General features: G+C 55.0%; 16 protein-coding genes. 5 read left to right on the top strand and 11 right to left on the bottom strand.

Annotated features, from left to right (window positions below; all coding sequences use genetic code 11):
• Window positions 1-3: 3 nt before the first annotated feature.
• Complete coding sequence (locus ACR0MV_RS00550; RefSeq protein WP_480700611.1) at window positions 4-987, bottom strand: glycosyltransferase family 2 protein; 984 nt, start codon at window positions 985-987, stop codon at window positions 4-6.
• A gap of 399 nt (window positions 988-1,386) precedes the next feature.
• On the opposite strand from ACR0MV_RS00550, the gene ACR0MV_RS00545 reads away from it, so the two are divergent.
• Complete coding sequence (locus ACR0MV_RS00545) at window positions 1,387-2,223, top strand: helix-turn-helix transcriptional regulator (protein ID WP_480700609.1); 837 nt, start codon at window positions 1,387-1,389, stop codon at window positions 2,221-2,223.
• Window positions 2,223-2,714 carry an A24 family peptidase gene (locus ACR0MV_RS00540; protein ID WP_480700607.1) on the top strand — a complete coding sequence of 164 codons (492 nt, stop codon included), beginning with the start codon at window positions 2,223-2,225 and terminating at the stop codon, window positions 2,712-2,714. The genes ACR0MV_RS00545 and ACR0MV_RS00540 overlap by 1 nt, the downstream gene beginning before the upstream one ends.
• Before the next feature lie 31 nt (window positions 2,715-2,745).
• Here the strand turns inward: ACR0MV_RS00540 and ACR0MV_RS00535 are convergent, their stop codons facing one another.
• The 10 genes from ACR0MV_RS00535 to ACR0MV_RS00490 form a co-directional block, all read right to left on the bottom strand.
• Window positions 2,746-3,723, bottom strand: coding sequence for a type II secretion system F family protein (locus tag ACR0MV_RS00535; protein ID WP_475203946.1), 978 nt, complete (start codon window positions 3,721-3,723; stop codon window positions 2,746-2,748).
• A 13-nt stretch (window positions 3,724-3,736) separates the two neighbouring features.
• Window positions 3,737-4,765, bottom strand: coding sequence for a type II secretion system F family protein (locus tag ACR0MV_RS00530; protein ID WP_170421739.1), 1,029 nt, complete (start codon window positions 4,763-4,765; stop codon window positions 3,737-3,739).
• Window positions 4,766-4,777: 12 nt separating this feature from the next.
• Window positions 4,778-6,106, bottom strand: coding sequence for a TadA family conjugal transfer-associated ATPase (locus ACR0MV_RS00525; protein WP_480700605.1), 1,329 nt, complete (start codon window positions 6,104-6,106; stop codon window positions 4,778-4,780).
• A 124-nt stretch (window positions 6,107-6,230) separates the two neighbouring features.
• Entirely contained in the window at window positions 6,231-7,436 is a 1,206-nt protein-coding gene (locus ACR0MV_RS00520) for a CpaE/TadZ family protein (protein ID WP_480700603.1), read from the bottom strand.
• An 11-nt stretch (window positions 7,437-7,447) separates the two neighbouring features.
• Window positions 7,448-8,086 carry a TadE/TadG family type IV pilus assembly protein gene (locus ACR0MV_RS00515; protein ID WP_480700601.1) on the bottom strand — a complete coding sequence of 213 codons (639 nt, stop codon included), beginning with the start codon at window positions 8,084-8,086 and terminating at the stop codon, window positions 7,448-7,450.
• Window positions 8,083-8,574 (bottom strand): TadE/TadG family type IV pilus assembly protein, encoded by a 492-nt coding sequence (locus tag ACR0MV_RS00510; RefSeq protein ID WP_480700599.1) that lies wholly within the window; start codon window positions 8,572-8,574, stop codon window positions 8,083-8,085. The genes ACR0MV_RS00515 and ACR0MV_RS00510 overlap by 4 nt, the downstream gene beginning before the upstream one ends.
• Window positions 8,571-10,052, bottom strand: coding sequence for a pilus assembly protein TadG-related protein (locus ACR0MV_RS00505; RefSeq protein WP_480700597.1), 1,482 nt, complete (start codon window positions 10,050-10,052; stop codon window positions 8,571-8,573). The genes ACR0MV_RS00510 and ACR0MV_RS00505 overlap by 4 nt, the downstream gene beginning before the upstream one ends.
• A 34-nt stretch (window positions 10,053-10,086) precedes the next feature.
• On the bottom strand, window positions 10,087-10,902 hold the full coding sequence (gene cpaB, locus ACR0MV_RS00500; protein WP_170465345.1) for a Flp pilus assembly protein CpaB: 816 nt from the start codon (window positions 10,900-10,902) through the stop codon (window positions 10,087-10,089).
• 135 nt (window positions 10,903-11,037) lie between these two features.
• Entirely contained in the window at window positions 11,038-11,232 is a 195-nt protein-coding gene (locus ACR0MV_RS00495; protein WP_170421760.1) for a Flp family type IVb pilin, read from the bottom strand.
• Window positions 11,233-12,344: 1,112 nt separating this feature from the next.
• Complete coding sequence (locus ACR0MV_RS00490) at window positions 12,345-13,460, bottom strand: hypothetical protein (protein WP_480700595.1); 1,116 nt, start codon at window positions 13,458-13,460, stop codon at window positions 12,345-12,347.
• 194 nt (window positions 13,461-13,654) lie between these two features.
• Here ACR0MV_RS00490 and ACR0MV_RS00485 point away from each other — a divergent pair, with 194 nt between their 5' ends.
• Genes ACR0MV_RS00485 through ACR0MV_RS00475 form a run of 3 tightly spaced genes read left to right on the top strand, consistent with a single transcriptional unit; the run spans window position 13,655 to window position 16,454 of the window.
• Window positions 13,655-14,392, top strand: coding sequence for a PepSY domain-containing protein (locus tag ACR0MV_RS00485; protein ID WP_480700593.1), 738 nt, complete (start codon window positions 13,655-13,657; stop codon window positions 14,390-14,392).
• 56 nt (window positions 14,393-14,448) lie between these two features.
• Window positions 14,449-15,108, top strand: coding sequence for a response regulator (locus ACR0MV_RS00480; RefSeq protein WP_480700591.1), 660 nt, complete (start codon window positions 14,449-14,451; stop codon window positions 15,106-15,108).
• Window positions 15,108-16,454, top strand: a complete 1,347-nt coding sequence (locus tag ACR0MV_RS00475) for a sensor histidine kinase (protein ID WP_480700589.1) — start codon at window positions 15,108-15,110, stop codon at window positions 16,452-16,454. The genes ACR0MV_RS00480 and ACR0MV_RS00475 overlap by 1 nt, the downstream gene beginning before the upstream one ends.
• Window positions 16,455-16,531: the final 77 nt, after the last annotated feature.

The following is a 16,531-nucleotide window of genomic DNA, read 5'->3' as shown; positions in this document are numbered from 1 at the left end:
CAATCAGATCAGGTTGTCAGCCAGCCAGGCGCGAAACTCGACCCATTCGGGGCGCATTTTGATTTCGGACACCTTGTCACGATGCCACGCGCAGGCCTGGCCGTGCAGTTCGCGCAGCTGGGGGTCGGCCTTCAACTCTTCCAACAAGGGCCCTGCACGGCGGGACGCATGTAAAATCGTTTGATCCGTTTCCTTGTTGGCATTCATATCCTGCCAATAGGACTGCCCCTGATCCACCCGGATATGGTTTGTCCGTCCGCGATCCCGCTTGACCAGAAATCCGTCCATGGACCGGACCGAGTAATGGTGGATCCGCCCCAGAGAGTGATCGAAGTTGCGCCAAGCCCGCCAACCGACTTTGTCCGCTGGAAACAGGTTGCCCCCGGCATCCGACCACGCGATGTCTGCCGCTTGCTCATCGTCAAACCCTTTTGGGCGATGCGGTCCAAAGCGGGTGAATTTACCGTTGTTCCGGAACAATGTCTTCAGTCCGTAGGCGCGTCCTGAATGATATGGGAATTCCTGATCCCCCATCAAAAAGGCCTCGGTCACCGGTTTGTCTTCAAAACTGATATTGCCGGAGCTGCCGAACAGTTTCCACGCGAAGGAAATCGCATCAACGGGCTGCCCTGCCCGGCTTTCCACCTCGGCGATCAGGTCATGGAAACTGTTGTCGCCGCAGCGGATGTTCCAGAACTCGTCAACATCCAGACACAGCAGCCAGTCGGCTTCTTTCACCTTGGGCTGACGTCGCGCGCGGCGTAGCATCTGGTGCTGGGGGTTGCCGCCCTCTTTCACTTCGTTACTGACGTGAGTGGCAAGGCCAAGCTCTTGTAATCTGGCGGCGATCTGATCGGTTCCGTCGTCACAATCGTTGGTGAAAATCACAAAGTGACCTACGCCAAGCGTCTTATGGAACGCGACCCATTCCAGCATGTATGGGCCTTCGTTCTTCATCGTCGTGAACACGGTAATGGTCTGAGACATTAACACTCTTCCCGATTGGTATTGCCCTACTCATACACATCCCCGTCAACGTGGGCGAGACTGGAAATCGCGGACTGGAGACTCGGGACGGGATTGGTGTTGGCTGGCCACTTCTTCACCAACGTTCATGGGAACATCAAAAGCGGAAACGCTTCCGCCAAAGCGCTGACAGCAGCATCACTGACAGTTCAATTTTTGACCACAAGCAGCATTGTGCGCAAAAATGAAACAGTAGGACCTAATTTCGCATCGTTATTCTCAATTTGAGTGAACTTTTTGCTCCAACATGTACTCTGATGATGAGGGGATCGAGCACCAAAAATGTTCTAACAAACACCAGTCAATGGGTGATCAGTTTGAGTTGGTACGAGTTAAAGTTGGTGCAATATGAACTTGGGGATGGGCCAAGGTGCAGCGTGGATTCCAAACGCGCGACACACTAAGGCATTGATAAATTTCATACAGTGGAGCCAGGGCGCGGTCGTCTTGGACGCGGCACTGGACACAATCGTTGATGCGTTTGGCGCCGATTGCGGTGTTGTCAGCCGTGTCTGGTTGAACAAGGGGTCTGACAGGGTCGCGGCCCGCGCAGACAGTAACGGTCAAAATAGCAAGCGGCCACTTTTCCTTTCTTTCACAAACGAGGTGTTGGGACCCTTTCGCCACAAACCAAAACGCGCATCGGTCTTCAGCTATCTCGAAGAAGGAAAAGACCCGGCAGAAATGTCTTCGCTGGTTCTGGACTGGGTGTCCCATAGAAAACTACACGACATCCTTTTCGTTTGCCTGGACAACAAGGGACATGAATTGGACTTCCTCGAGCTGCACTTCTGTCGCAGCAGTGAACGGGACTACCGCGTCGGAGTTGAGGCCATTGCCGAGGAGCTTTCGGAAATCTACCAAAATCGCCGCCCCGGCCTGATTACAGAGGCATTGTCGCGGCAATCGCTGGTGAAGCTCAAAAAAAAGACAAATGAAAACGCGCTTATCATGAGCACAGATAACCCTGCCGGGCTGACCCGTGCTGAATGGCGCGTTTGCGTGCTGATCTCGCGCGGGCTGTCTTCACAGTCCATCGGCGAGGAACTTGGGATCGGACCGGCGACCGTCAGGACGCATCTGAAACACATTTACTCCAAAACGGCGCATGACAGCTTTCATAACTTGGCGCGGCGCCTTGTCAGCCTTGAGGAACGCGAAGCTCTGCACGGGATACAACGCCAGGCACGGGCCTAATGTTGCAGAGCTCCTGGCAGGACTGGATCACGTTGTGGATCTTCAGCCCCTTGCTTGTCGCGATCGCATGGACTGATCTGACCCGGTTCAAGATACCTAACACTTACTGCCTTATCGGGGCCGGTCTGTTTTTGGTCACAACGCCATTTCTTGAGTTCAACGACATACTCCTCCGCATTGCCGTAGCTGCATTTTGTTTCGCAATTTGCCTTGGGCTTTTTGTGCTGGGCTGGGTCGGCGGTGGCGACGCCAAAATCTTGCCAATAGTCTTTTTGGCGGTCCCTCTTCCTGCCGTGTCGACCTATTTGCTGCTCTTGTCGTTTTCCATGGCGTTTGGCCTAACAACGTTGGCTGTGTGCCGAAGGCTGGTCAAACAGCCTTCCCCGACATTCGAAGCGACAATTCGGGTCACCAAGTTTCCGATGGGAATTGCGATAGGATCGGCTGGCCTTTTGCTCGCCGGTCTGTCCGCTTATCTGGTCCAATTCTGAACATAGGCGGACAAACCTGAAGCCTGGGGCCTCAGAACGTTTCCATCCAGCGAATGACGATCGGTGCCAGGATCAGACCTGCAATTGATGGCAACATCAGGCTTGCCATAACCGCAGACATCTGCACCGGCAGTTTGTTCGCCTTTTCCTGAGCGCGCAGTTCACGTAGTTCTCGCATTTCCTCGGCATAGGTTGTCAGTGCGGCAGAGAGCGGTACGCCAAAACGCGTCGATTGCAGGACAACACTGACGAAAGAGCTCATCTCATCGATCCCTGTACGCCGCGCCATACGCATAAGCGCAATTTCGCGATCCCGTCCGGCCTGAATTTCGCTCAGGGCGATCAAGATCTCTTCCGACATTTCGGGGGAAACGCTCTGCATATCAACTGCGACCTTCAGCAAAGCCTGATCAAAACCCATTCCAGCTTCGATCCCAATTTGCAGCAGATCCAGCATATTCGGAAATGCGTTCTCCATCCGGCGCTTGCGCTCTTTGATGCGGGAGCTCATCCAAAACTGGGGAACGAAGAAACCGATGCCGCACAAAAGACCCAGATTCCTCAGAATCTCATAGGCGCTCAGTCCGGTCATATATTCAGCAATACTGGCACCGGTGCTGTTAGGCGGCTGCCAATAAAGCAAAACCAGAAACACCAGCGGCAGAAAGAATGCCAACCCCAAACGCGCCAAATAGAAGTTCGCGATTGCGTTTTTGCCACGAAACCCGGCCCGCGCCAGCACCTGGCCGACTTCCAGTCGCAGGCTGGCGTCGCTTGGGATCAGAGCCGCGCTCAAACCGGTTGGCGCGTCGCCTTCAATGCTATCGGGTACAAGCCGGGACAGGCTTTGGCGCTGTCGTTTCGGGAGCATGCGATCGGCAGCGGTTGAACGCTCGCTCAATGACGAGGAGATACCGAAGAATGCGATGACTGCACCGACCGCAACAAGCGCGAAGATCAACACCTGGGAGGTAAAGCCGTTCGCAAGGATTGTGTTCAAATATTCCATCTCCACCCCCTCCTCAAATCCGGAAATTCACTAGTTTAAACAGAATGATGGCATTCAAGACGATGGCCACACCGATCACTGTCATCACCGGCCAGAACACGGGGTAATGCATTACACTGCCGTAGTATTCCGGGGTCATGATCGTCATGACCAAGGCGATGCCAACCGGGATTGAAGAGAGGATGTAAGCCGTCATCCGGCCTTCGGCCGAGATCGCTTTGATCTTTCTGCGCAGCGACATCCGCGCGCGGATCACCGCGGCCAATGTTCTTAGGATTCCTGCCAGATCGCCACCGGTGCCATGTTGCATTGTCAACGCGACCGCGAGGTATTGGATGTCTTCCTCTTCAACGCGTTCCCCCATGTTTCTGATGGCAGTCGTCAACTCTTCGCCATAGGCCACCTGATCGACAACAAGACCGAACTCTGTCCCGATTGGGTCCGGCATCTCGTTGGCGACGCTTTGCAGAGTTGTGTTCAGGGGATGTCCAACTTTCAAACCGCGAGACATCAGATCGAGAGCATCAGGAAGCTGCTTGATCAGCGCGGCTTTCCGCTTTTTCAGGTTTTCCCCCAAAAGGACCAACGGCACGATGATAAAACACAGCGCGCAAATCGGAATGACCTTCATCGGATCAGCAACCATCGAACCACCGATGGCAGAGATCAGAAAGGCCGCACCGCATCCCAGCAGGAACATTTCGGGCACCATGGTTAACCCAGCGGCAGCCAGCGCACCCGGCAAGTCGCCAACAAAGGGGAAGGACTTCATGAACGGTTTGGCTTCCTGCGGTTTCAGCAGATCCAGAACATCCTCACCCGATTTGCCTTGGTTGAGCATCTGAATGCGGCGGTTGATTGCTTCTTCCCGGTTTTCACCGCGTTTCAGGAATTGGCGAATACCCTCATACGCGATCAGCGCGCCGACAAAGATGAGCAATGAGATGATAAACCGCCCGTCAAACCCTGCGATCTCCATCTCGGGACCGATAAGGACGTCCAGGTTCACGGTTGGCAGATAGGACCGAATTTCTTCCAACATGTTCCGCCCTCCTCAGTTGAACTTGACGTTGGACAGGTCGACGCCGGCCGCGGCCAACGCATCGCTTGACTTCGGGCGGATGCCGGTTGGCATGAACTTGCCCAGAATGTTGCCAGCCTCATCCTTGCCTTCGCGCTTGAAGACGAAAATGTCCTGCATCGTGACGATATTGCCCTCCATCCCCGTGATTTCGGCGATGGACGTGACACGGCGGCTACCGTCCGACAGACGGTTTAGCTGAAGAACAAAGTGGATAGCCGACGCAATGGTCGCTCGAATGGCTGCATGAGGCAGTTCGATACCGCCCATCTGCACCATCTGTTCGACTCGCGACAGCGCGTCCCTGGGGCTGTTGGCGTGAACGGTTGTCATGGACCCGTCGTGGCCCGTGTTCATGGCCTGTAGCATGTCGAATGCTTCTGACCCGCGAACCTCGCCAACGATGATGCGATCCGGACGCATCCGCAGCGCATTTCGGACCAGATCTCGTTGCGCCACAGCGCCGGTACCATCCAACCCCGCTGGCCGGGTTTCCATGCGCAGAACATGCTCCTGCTGCAACTGAAGTTCGGCGGCGTCTTCGATCGTGACGATCCGTTCACGGGGACTGATGTAGGACGACAGCGCGTTCAGCATTGTCGTCTTGCCCGAACCCGTACCGCCTGAAATCAGGACATTCATCTTGGCTTCGACAAGACCACGCAGCAGTTTCGCAGCACTGTCATTCAGCGCTTCGTTTTTGATCAGGCGCTCCATGGTCAGAGGCACACGGGCGAACTTTCGGATCGAAAGTGCCGGCCCATCCAATGCGCAAGGGCGAATGATGGCATTCACGCGGCTGCCGTCTTCCAAACGCGCATCCACCCAAGGCTGACGCTCATCGATACGGCGTCCGACGCGACTTACGATCTTGTCGATGATCCGCAGCAAGTGGCGCTCATCCCTAAATCGTGCCGTGGTGTTCTCGAGTATCCCGGAACGTTCAACAAAGATCTGTTTATGACCGTTCACTAGGATATCGTTGATGGTCGGGTCAGCCAGAAGAGGCTCCAATGGCCCTAAACCCAAAACCTCATGCATAAGTTCTTCGACCAACAGCTTCACTTCTTCGCTGCGCATCGCGCGCCCCTCGGCCCGCAACAACTCGGTCACGTGTTTGCCGATCTCGCCTCTCAGCGTTTCTTCTTCGACCTTTTCGATAACGGCGAGGTTGAGCTTGTCCAACAGCGAGTTGTGCATCCGTGCCTTCAGGTCGATCCGGTCCATCTCGATGTTACGTTGGGCGGCAAGTTTCTCGGCTTCAAACGCTGTGACCTCGGCGGTCTCCTCCTCCTCAGCCATTTGCTTCGTGTCCAATTGCACGATTGTTGCTGACTTTGGTGCCTGACGCCCTGTTCTGTCGAATTCACGAAACATTTCTTTTTACCTTCTTACTTCTGTAACCGTCACAAACTTGACTGCAGGCTCAGTGATGCCCGACACGCGGAGGCAATGAGACAGTCGTCTGTTGGGCCAGTTTCCTGATTGCCCGGGTCAAAGGCGCCCGGTTCGACACATCCTGCAACGGAACACCGCGATCGACGGCCTCACGTACGGTCCGTTCATCCTTGGGGACCCAGAACGCAAAATCCCTTTCCAACAACTTCGCAGCCGCACGATGATGTGCCGCCGGAATGATCGGCTTTTTCTCAAGGTTCGCGACAAGCTGAATTTCCAGTGCCGGGTTCTCTGCCTGGTAAAAGTCCATCAGCTTACGCGCGGAACGAACCGACGGCACGGCCACATCCGTCACAAGGTACAACAGGTCTGCTTGCCCAAGGACCGGCGTGATCCATTCGACCAGTGCGCGGGGCAGATCGACGATCACGTAATCATGGCTGCGCTTGAGGCAATCCAAAATCGCCGCGATTTGCTCTTCCTTCACGGCGCTGAGCGGGCCGTAGCGGGACGGCGCTGAAAGGACGTCCACACCGCAAGGTGACTTCACCATGGCTTGTTCCAGGAACGCGGTGTCCGGGATGCTTTCTTCCATCGCCATGCGCCACATTGCGTCGCTTTCTTCCACATCCATCAAGGCTGCAAGCGAGCCGAACTGGAAGTCGAGATCGACCAGAGCAACCTCGTTCGTGGCCTTTTTCTTGAAGAACCCCTCTTTGGACTGCAGCTCGTTCGCCATGTTCGCCGCCACGATGGACGAGCCGACACCACCGCGAGATTTTGCGACGGCGATGACTTTACCTTGTGTTGCCTGCCCTCCCCAAAGGGCAGGCAACTGCGCTTGACGACGGGCGCGAATTTCATCGAGCTGAGGAACGATTTCCTCGTTGATCGCTGTTCGCGGCAGCACGTCGTCCACACCAAGCTTTCTAAGCTGGCGCGCTTTTTCTAATGGAAGATCTTCGGATGCCAGCGCAATGATGATGGCGTTCGGCATTCTGGCGTCACAAATCGTGCGCGCTGTTTGCATCAGGTCGTCTGACTGGTCATCGACATCAAACAGAACGACATCGTGACGGGCCGTAAGCGCAACCGCAGCACCGTTAACCCCGGTTACGGTATCCTGACGACCGGTAAAGCGGCAGTTGGCCTGTCCGGCAAGGGATCCCTCGATTGCCGAATAGATTTGCTCGTCCGGCGAAATCAACAAAACTGAAATCTGTTTGGCACTCATGATCTTACTCCTTACTCAACGGCCCCGACGGCCAAATCTTCGGCCGGTACCGATGTACTCATTGCAGGGATTGAAATGGTGTTCAGCTTACTTGAGGTGATCGCCGGGTCGCTTGCAGCCAGCGCAGCCAAGGGACCCAACGGCAATGCAAAATCGAAATCAAGATTGACGATTTCCGCGGTAACCACCGGGGTATAAGGACCTCCAAGAAAGCCCAAACGCGTATCGTGTGAATAGGTGAACTGGACATTTGCCGGGGTTGAACCGGGCGGCAGCAGCATTTCGATTTCGTCCCAGATGCGGCCGCCATAAGCCGTCGACGTATCAAGCTGGCACGGGGCCGGCAGGTTTGGAACCGCGCAGATGCCCCCGTTGCGGCACAAGGCACCAAATCGGGTGGTGGTGGGCGCCGACCCGGCCAAAGTATGCGTGCTGGGCAATGCGCCACACATCGGTGGCCCAACGGTCGCCAGGCGCGACGCAACCTGCATGGCCTTCTGTGCCATGGTCGTCGACCAATACAGGCGGCCATAATCCAGAATTCCGAAAATAAGCACTAGGAACAGCGGGATCACCATCCCCAGCTCGACAAGAGCGCCCCCCTCCTCGCGATGCCGGAAGGAACGGATGATATGGGAAAGACGTCTCATACCCCGAAAATCCTGCTTTGGTCAGAGATTTCCGTTGTCAACGGCCCAAGGGCTGCTCCGAACAGGCCGAACATGTTGCCGAACAGATAGTCGATCTGGATTTCAGCCGTAACTTCGACAACCGAGGTCGGATTGACCCGATACGCGCCAGATCGTGAGACGCAAGTCGGTGTTACATCAACCACGGTGGTTCCGTGCGGCAGAATGGATGACCCGCCCAACTGGTTTTCGACAATTGTCGTTGCCATCCCGTCATATCCACCGACGCCGCCTGATGTGCAGGCGTCAATTGGTGCAATCCGGGCAATCATGCGTGAGGCATCACGTACCCCAGCCGCAGTGGCCTGATGGATCCAAGTAATGCGCCCACCTTCAATGATTACGGCAAAGAACAGCAGGATCAGGGGCAGGACAATCCCAAACTCGACCATGGGCGCGCCCGACTCGCAGCGTTTGATACGGGTTATGAGAGCAGTCAGCTTTTTCATCGGTACAGCCTCACTACATCGCGGAAGATGCCATCGTCGCTGCTGCTGCCGACACCGCCGCCAACTTGCTCAACCACTTCTACGTAAATGTCGAAATCCGTGCCGCTGGTCTGTTCCAAGGGTTGGATCAGAAAAACCTTCACGAATTCCTTGACCGGTATGTCCGTGGCGCGGCCAGAAACAGGGTTGGCGTTGCAATCGATCGCGGCTGCGACGAACGTCCGGCGATCTGGATCGTCCAATGTTTCTTTTGCACATTGAGGACGACCGGATTCACTGCGCCCGGCCAGTACGTCGCCACCCGCAGCTCTGGCGATCTCGTTCAGGTACATCTTGTACCGCGTGGTTCCACTTGGGTTGCCCAATGGATGCGGCGTCAGGTTGTTAGCGGGGCCGTCGCCATAGTTCATATCCAGATAGGCGGTCCGGCCAGTTGACCAGTCCCCGTTGCCGAACCGGTTGCCATGCGCGCATGATCCGGTCGCAAAACAATCATCCGGCGGAAACGGCATCGAGTCGCTGGAAATGGTCGGGTTATTTTTCAGGCAGGCACCGCCTGTGTTTTCCCACCCTGCAATGACCTGAGGGCCAGGATAGTACGCAGGATCATTCTTCAGATTACTCATGGTCGCCTGGAACAGGTCGAACCGCGAGTTGTAAATCGCGCTGCCGATCCCGTTGCGCTGCCCTGGTTCAGTATCAACACCGCGCTGAGAAACACATTGCGTCAGGTTCCCATGTGCGGCGATCAGGCAAATATAGAGCTTGGAACCGGTTTCCCCGGCACAGGGTCCATTCGGGTTGATGCCGATATCCGTCGGATCAAGAAACCCAAAGTTTCCCGGCCCCCACGCCGCGTTGTTTCCGCCAGTACGAAGTTTGATCGCCGCACCTTTGTTCGCATCTGCTGTCCAGTTGGGCGGGATACAGAACATCAGCGGTGTCACATCGCAGGCGTATTGAGTGAAGCCGGCGATTGCGACCGCATTTACGTCCTCGTTCGGCCGGGTGACGCCCAGCAAATCCGCCAAGGCACGACCGAAGGGCAGAAAGACGGTTCTGGGCGTTGCGGTGACCTCGACCATAACTGCCGCAGTCGAGTCGGTTGTTACAAACCCAGCAACCGGATCATTGTCATCGGGGTCATCTCCGGGCGTTGGAAGGCCGGTCAAAAACCGCAGCGAGAAATCGGCGGCAGACCCCAGGTCCCGGCTACCCTCCGCAAAGAACTGGTTGTCTTCGATCATTCCCTCCGCTGCAGCGTTTGCCCGGGTGATTGCGTCAGCGTTTCCATCCAGTTCCCCTGCGGCTGCCAATGCCACGTGGTCCGTGTAGGCCTGCAAGTCGGTTTGGGTCGAGGCCAGCCGCCCCAGATCGAACGTCAGAGCTGCCATCCCCATGATGACCACCATGCAAATCCCGACAAAGACAAGAATTGTTCCCTCTTCGTCTTTTGCGAATTTGCGTGGTAAAAACATGGACCTGACCTTTCTGCTAACAGTCTTTGGAAAATCAGTTTGTGCGGGTTGCGTTTCCGGCGACCGGTACTTCCTGAATGTCGGATGTTCCGCGACGGACCTTAACGACAGGCTTTGGCGCCCCGTCAGCAACCGGCGACTTCTCAAGCAGGATGTCACTCAGGCGAATGGCTTCCAGGGGCTCATCGTCGGCTGTTTGAAGCGAGCGCAGCGACAGGCTGAGCTGACCAGCCTTCTGCGCCAGGGCCAGTCGCTGCCCCTGTTCCGGCGTCACTTCTACCGTCACGGTACGCGCCACGCCCGGCTGATCCAGTTCTTCATCGGCAGTCTGGTCGACACCAACAATCCGAATGTTCTGCAGGATTGTCACCGCCCGCAACTCGTCGTTTCGGCCTCGGGTCAGAACGATATCGACGAAATCGCCCGGCGTCACAAATCCGCCAACACCAGTCTGGGCGTCAACACTGATCGCCATGGCGCGATTGTTTTCGCCAAGCGTTTGAACAATGGTAACTTTCTCGCCAAAATCCGAGACTTTCGATTCCAGCAATAGCTCACCTTGCGCCAATGCTCGTTTGGCGCGACGCGGTTCTCCCCCATTTGCAGGAAGAACGTCATCGAAATTTGTAAATACGCCCGCGGGAACCGAATCCGCAGGCCAGTCGATAGTTGTCAACTTGTAACCCTCAATCGGCGTTCCAAAAGGGATTGCCTCTGCGACGGCCACCACACTTACGATCGTGGGGTCCGCGGCCGCCTGGCTTTGCCGAAGCTGTTCTTGGGCCATCATCACAGCACCACCGGCCAGACCTACGCCCAAGATTGTCATCATCAGTGATTTCACGCGCATTGCATTCTCCAATACTCAGGGACATGGACCGATTTGCTGAACGCTCGATTTCGCATCGAGCAACAAAAAATCTGGTACTTTTGTTTGCCTTGCCCCCCACAGAAACGGGGGCAAGGGCTTGTTTCGATCAAATGATCAATCCGCAGCTGCAGGACGTGTCGCGGCCTCATCGGCTGCTTCGAAGTTATTGAAAGTTTCCGCGCCGAGGTCGGTCAGCACGAAGCCGCCAACCGCAATTGCGACAAACAGCGCGATGCCGTATTCAACCAGCGTTGCACCGCTTTCGTCGCGGCGAAGACGCACGAAGATCTTACGAATTCCATTCAACATAATATTTCTCCAGTCTGTTTTTTGACTATGCGCGAACCGCGCACAGACTCGAGGTTTTCCCCCTAGCCTTCTGGATTCGTAGCAAGGCCAGGCCGTAGCGCCGTCCCCTCAAACAGAAAAAATTTCCCGTTAAAAGTGTTTTCTTTTTCAGAATCTGCGGTTTCCAAGAGGGCATTCTTCAGTGCAGGAGTACAGGTTTGTATCCAACTTCATGCAATTTGAACCCAGGGCTTTATACTTCCAAAAAATTCCGTATTCGGACAGATACGGTTAAATCCACGCAGGAATTTTCGCACAAAATTTAATAAGAATTCGAATAACCCTCAACATGCGGAGCGGCAATCAGAAAAGAGTGTAAGTGCATTTATACCGTCAAAAAAAATCAAAAAACAGAGCTACGGTTACCGAAAGGCAATCCCACAATACAGACCGAAAGAGCCACCACGGTTTCTTATATGATGTGACGAGCAGAACACTCGACCTCACTAGGTTCGGAATACCCAACATTCGCAAGATGTTCGGCACTCAGTGAGCCAATGGATGCGCCATCAGGAAGCTAACTTCACATAAAAACAAGTCCGGCCGAAATGAGGTTAAACTTAAGTTTAATGCTAGATTAACAGATTGTTTTTGTTAAGTTAACCCATAGTCCTTCATACTGCTTGCAGACGAGTGTTGTTAAGTTGTTTTTCCTAACTTTCCAGGAGGGGGATACATGAACAAGACGATCGCAAAGCATGTCGCTAAAAATAAGCAGACTTCTCGATTGCACCCACCTCTGAAGTTGCTGGAGGAACAAAGACTCACGTGCCAACCTAAGTGTGCCAACTTTCCTCCGGTAGACGAAGCCTTTTTTGAGATAGCGCATCATAAGTGGCTCCTAGCGGCAAATAAAAAGCTCTCAGAAACCTAAATTTCCACCCCTGAATGCTCGAGTGGAAACTGTGCTTTTCGTAAAAATCATAAGGGTGCGAAAATTGCTCAATTTCGCCCCGCCCTCACTTCAATTTTCGGGGCTATTTACTGAGCACCACATGCATTCTCAGCAAATAGCACCGCCTTTTGAATCGAATAAATGCGGTAGCGTATTATTCTACCTATGATTGATCTCATTAAAGACCCAACAAGGCCTTTACGGCAGCCTCCACTTCATCCGTGACCGGTTTGTTGGCGGCCGCTTCAAGCGTTTCCCGTTCAAGAAGTTCCTGATCCTCGACCTGCTCTGACAGGTCCGCAACTTCTTCTACCGTCTCTTCATACTCGACGGCGGATCTTCGTTCTTCTCTCAGATCTCTCGCCACTTCGACCGAGTCCGCCAAGTCCTCCTTAGCCTGATCAAGCTCATCTTTCAGCGATGGATCAGTTTCGAACGCCTCTTCCAGCTCCTCGACGCGCTCTCTGTCTTCGCGAACGTCCGCCAATGCGTCCCTCAGGTCATCTTCGATCTCTGACAGAGGTCTTTCAGGCTCGTCCAGCCCGGCGAGAAACTCTTCCTTATCCGCCAGGTCGTCTCGCAGTTCGTCACCTTCAAGGACCGTATCCCGGTAAGTGGCAATTCGGCCAACGCGTGAGTTTGGCGAGGCATTCTGCAATGCGGTTTCACTGGCATGGGCGGCATTCAAAGCACCCAGCTCTGACGGATGGGCACCGAGGATGTATGCCATCTCATGGCGCGTGGTCCGGGCTGCAGGCCTGGTCGAGGTCGTGACCAGCGTCTGCCTCTCAACTGCGCGGCGTACTTTGGTTGTGTTGGTTGTTTGAGTTTGTACTCTGGCGACCTTTTGTCTGGCCTTCTTTCCTCCAAAAGCCTGCCTTAAAGACAGTTCAACGCGTTCAAGCACATTGTTTCCTGAACGGGTCGATTTTGAACGCTCACGATTGGAGTTGCTGGCAAAGGACTTCCGACTTTTCTGCTGCGCACCGCTATTCCCGGCTACGGACTTCGACTTACCGTTGCCTTGTCCAAAGCCCTTGCCCCCAGCATTGCCCTTTGCTTCACGGCTGTCATTTCCATTACCGCCGGAGTTTCCGTTACCACCAGAATTTCCGTTGCCGTTGCCGTTACCGCCAGAGTTTCCGTTCCCATTCCCGCCGCCATTTCCGTTTCCTTTGCCTTCCTTGGCAAAAACGACGTCAGGGGCCGCAACAGTTGAGACAACTGCCACGCCCCCCAAAAGGGCGATCACGATGGTAGTTGCTTTAAAAAAGCAGGACGACTTAACTTCCATCACTCCTCCCAATGCCTAAATAGGACCTTTTTTCTCTTCTATTCTCTCACCCCAACAAGCGTTCGAAGCGAATCATCAAACAACCTCGCTAGTTGACCGCAACCAAGATGAACGACCGAGAAATTGGCCGTTCATCTGGGGTTCACGTTGAAACAGGTAGAATTTGATCGGATTTTTTTGTGCAAACAGAGTCGATGAAAACGTTCTTAATCCTTGCCTGCCTGTTGTCCCTGCTCGTCGCGGGTGATGCGCATGCCGACGCTCAAGAGTTGCGGCAGTCGGAGCTGCGCAAGGCAACTACGTCCGGACAGGCCATCCGCCTGAACCGGGTCATCAAAGGCGTTGAGAGGGTTTTCGGCGGCACTCCGGTTGATGCGCGGGCCTTCAAGACCGATGAGATTTATTATCGCATTCTGGTCAAAAAACCTGATGGAGTGATCCAGAGCGTCATTGTGAACGCGAAGACGGGCGTAGTCGTTTCAAACCGTTCAAGTGTCGGGCGCCAAATCTCAAGGGCCGCGCAGAACTCGGCTGGCAGCGTCAAAAGCACGACTTCGTTTTTTCAAAACAGCAACAGGAACTCCAACGCCTTTGGGAGCAGGAGCAACTCGGGCAACAGAGGAAACTCTGGCGAGGGTGGCAATGGCAACTCCGGTGGCAACGGGAATGGCAACTCCGGTGGAAACGGGAACGGCAACTCTGGTGGCAACGGGAACGGCAACTCGGGCGGCAACGGGAACGGGAATTCCGGTGGCAACGGGAACGGAAACTCTGGCGGCAACGGGAACGGGAATTCCGGTGGCAACGGGAACGGAAACTCTGGCGGCAACGGGAACGGCAACGCCGGCGGCAACGGGAACGGCAACGCTGGTGGCAACGGAAATGGCAACGCCGGCGGCAACGGGAACGGAAATGGCCAAGAGAACAGATAAGAAAACAAGAAAAAATGGTTCTTTCACCCCGGCACAACTGATTATAGTTTCTTGATATGAGAATATTGCTGGCAGAAGACGAGCCTCACCTTTGCAACCAGATAAAGTGGTTGCTTATTGCCGAAGGCAGAGTGGTGGATGTTGTCCACAACGGAACTGAGGCGTTGCATCTAGGGTCAACAGAACCTTACGACGTCATTATCCTGGATATTGGATTACCAGAGCGGGACGGCATTTCCGTTCTACGAGAATGGCGCACTGCCGGTATTTCAACACCTGTGCTCATCCTTACTGCGCGGGACGGTTGGAGCGAACGGGTCGACGGGCTGGATGCTGGCGCGGACGACTACATGGTCAAGCCCTTTCACCTACCGGAACTTGCAGCCCGTGTACGCGCCATACTTCGACGCCAAAGTGGCCAGCTGAACCCAGTCATCGAGATTGGCAACGTTTCTCTTGATTCCAGGACAGGACGCGTTTCACTGGATGGCTTGCCCGTCAACCTGACCGCTCAAGAGATCGCAGTCCTAACCTACCTTGCCCACAACGCCGGCCGCCTGGTTTCGCGGACAGAGCTTTCCGAGCATATCTATGAATATGACGGCGATCGGGACTCGAATACGATTGCGGTGTTCATCAATCGACTGCGTAAGAAGCTGGGACCTGACGTGATAACCACGGTCAGGGGGCGCGGTTACAGGATCGACGCGATCTGATGTTATCTTTGCGGCAACGGGCCCTGCTAGGTGGCATCGCTTCCGGGGCTGTTTCTGTAGCGATCGGAACGATTGCCGTCTTTTCGATCATCGACACCAGGATTTCGGCGCAATTCGACAAAACTCTCGAGGATCGCCATACGCAAGTCGTTGTAGCTCTGAACACGACCACTCAGAATCCAGCGGCACTTGGCAATTTCCTATATGACCCGGCATATGGGGTTCCGTTTTCGGGGCGTTATTGGCAGGTCACAAGTAGCGAGGGAGAGATTTTCGCCTCGGCTTCGCTGTTTGACGAAGTCATAGCCGAGCCAGGCAATTCCGCAGAAGGTGGCGTGATCTGGAATACGCCGGGACCAGACGAAGAATTGGTGCGCAGCGCGTATCAGAAGATCACATACGAAGACGGTACGGTCTGGGGCGTCAGCGTTGCTGAGAGTCAACTCCAACTCATCGCCGAAAGGCGTTCCGCCCAAAGAAGCCTGTTGCCGGTGTTCGCGCTGGTCGGCGTTATCGGAATCGCCGGCTCCCTACTTTTGCTATCGGCCATCAGAAGACCGCTGCAAAAACTGCAGGCGGATGTCGCGCAACGCTGGGACAGCGAGGAAGATCTGAAGCCAACGGACTACCCCGACGAAGTTGCCCCTCTGGTCGAGGATTTGAACCAACTCTTGCAGCGCAATCGGGACATCGTATCCGGGTCTCGCAGGCAGGCTGCGGATTTGGCTCATGCGTTAAAAACACCCGCGTCGATATTGCGAAACGAATTGATGACCTTGTCGCAAGAAGGTGCGTCGACATCCGTGGCGCAAGAAGCCGTCGACCGGATAGAAGCCCAGCTCGCTCGCTCGCTCGCGCGGATGCGAGCGGCAAACACCGCCGAACTGACCCATTCACGCACCAACCTGACCCATTCCATCCAAAGGCTGGCTAAGCTCTTTTCAATTGTGGCCGAGCGTGAAGGCAAAGAGCTCGAGGTCGACTGTGCCGCGACACTGTGGGTTCGAATGGACGCCCAGGACATTGAGGAAGTCATTGGCAATCTTTTGGACAACGCGTTCAAGTGGAGCAGACAGAAGGTAATCCTGACAGCTCAGTATAAAGACGGGGACATAGAATTGCGTGTCGAAGATGATGGCCCCGGAATTTCGGAAAAAGAAATGAGAGAAGCGCTGCGCTCGGGCGGCCGGTTGGACACGTCCGTTGCCGGAACAGGATTGGGTCTTCCAATTGCGGTGGATCTACTAAGCGCGTACGGAGCGAAACTCACCCTGGGCAGCTCGGAAAAACTCGGCGGTTTGGAAAGCCTGGTCGTTCTACCAGCACGCCAAGTTATCCGCCCCTAAGCCGAGCCTCTTCCATTCGCGCCCCAGCCATTCCAGGCCGGGACGCGCTGAGAGCTTGTTGAGCGTGACGAGGTCTC

The organism is Ruegeria sp. BC3, assembly GCF_056539265.1.
Note: the sequence above shows the minus strand (reverse complement) of the source record. Positions and strands in the feature narration are given on the sequence as shown.

Bases quoted from the DNA above. Each gene is read 5' to 3' on its own strand.
- ACR0MV_RS00475 (WP_480700589.1), top strand. From the start codon at position 15,108: ATGTTATCTTTGCGGCAACGGGCCCTGCTAGGTGGCATCGCTTCCGGG.
- ACR0MV_RS00510 (WP_480700599.1), bottom strand. From the start codon at position 8,574: ATGAAAAAGCTGACTGCTCTCATAACCCGTATCAAACGCTGCGAGTCG.
- ACR0MV_RS00550 (WP_480700611.1), bottom strand. From the start codon at position 987: ATGTCTCAGACCATTACCGTGTTCACGACGATGAAGAACGAAGGCCCA.
- ACR0MV_RS00540 (WP_480700607.1), top strand. From the start codon at position 2,223: ATGTTGCAGAGCTCCTGGCAGGACTGGATCACGTTGTGGATCTTCAGC.
- cpaB (WP_170465345.1), bottom strand. From the start codon at position 10,902: ATGCGCGTGAAATCACTGATGATGACAATCTTGGGCGTAGGTCTGGCC.
- ACR0MV_RS00530 (WP_170421739.1), bottom strand. From the start codon at position 4,765: ATGTTGGAAGAAATTCGGTCCTATCTGCCAACCGTGAACCTGGACGTC.
- ACR0MV_RS00495 (WP_170421760.1), bottom strand. From the start codon at position 11,232: ATGTTGAATGGAATTCGTAAGATCTTCGTGCGTCTTCGCCGCGACGAA.
- ACR0MV_RS00505 (WP_480700597.1), bottom strand. From the start codon at position 10,052: ATGTTTTTACCACGCAAATTCGCAAAAGACGAAGAGGGAACAATTCTT.
- ACR0MV_RS00515 (WP_480700601.1), bottom strand. From the start codon at position 8,086: ATGAGACGTCTTTCCCATATCATCCGTTCCTTCCGGCATCGCGAGGAG.
- ACR0MV_RS00545 (WP_480700609.1), top strand. From the start codon at position 1,387: ATGGGCCAAGGTGCAGCGTGGATTCCAAACGCGCGACACACTAAGGCA.
- ACR0MV_RS00485 (WP_480700593.1), top strand. From the start codon at position 13,655: ATGAAAACGTTCTTAATCCTTGCCTGCCTGTTGTCCCTGCTCGTCGCG.
- ACR0MV_RS00525 (WP_480700605.1), bottom strand. From the start codon at position 6,106: ATGGCTGAGGAGGAGGAGACCGCCGAGGTCACAGCGTTTGAAGCCGAG.
- ACR0MV_RS00490 (WP_480700595.1), bottom strand. From the start codon at position 13,460: ATGGAAGTTAAGTCGTCCTGCTTTTTTAAAGCAACTACCATCGTGATC.
- ACR0MV_RS00535 (WP_475203946.1), bottom strand. From the start codon at position 3,723: ATGGAATATTTGAACACAATCCTTGCGAACGGCTTTACCTCCCAGGTG.
- ACR0MV_RS00480 (WP_480700591.1), top strand. From the start codon at position 14,449: ATGAGAATATTGCTGGCAGAAGACGAGCCTCACCTTTGCAACCAGATA.
- ACR0MV_RS00520 (WP_480700603.1), bottom strand. From the start codon at position 7,436: ATGAGTGCCAAACAGATTTCAGTTTTGTTGATTTCGCCGGACGAGCAA.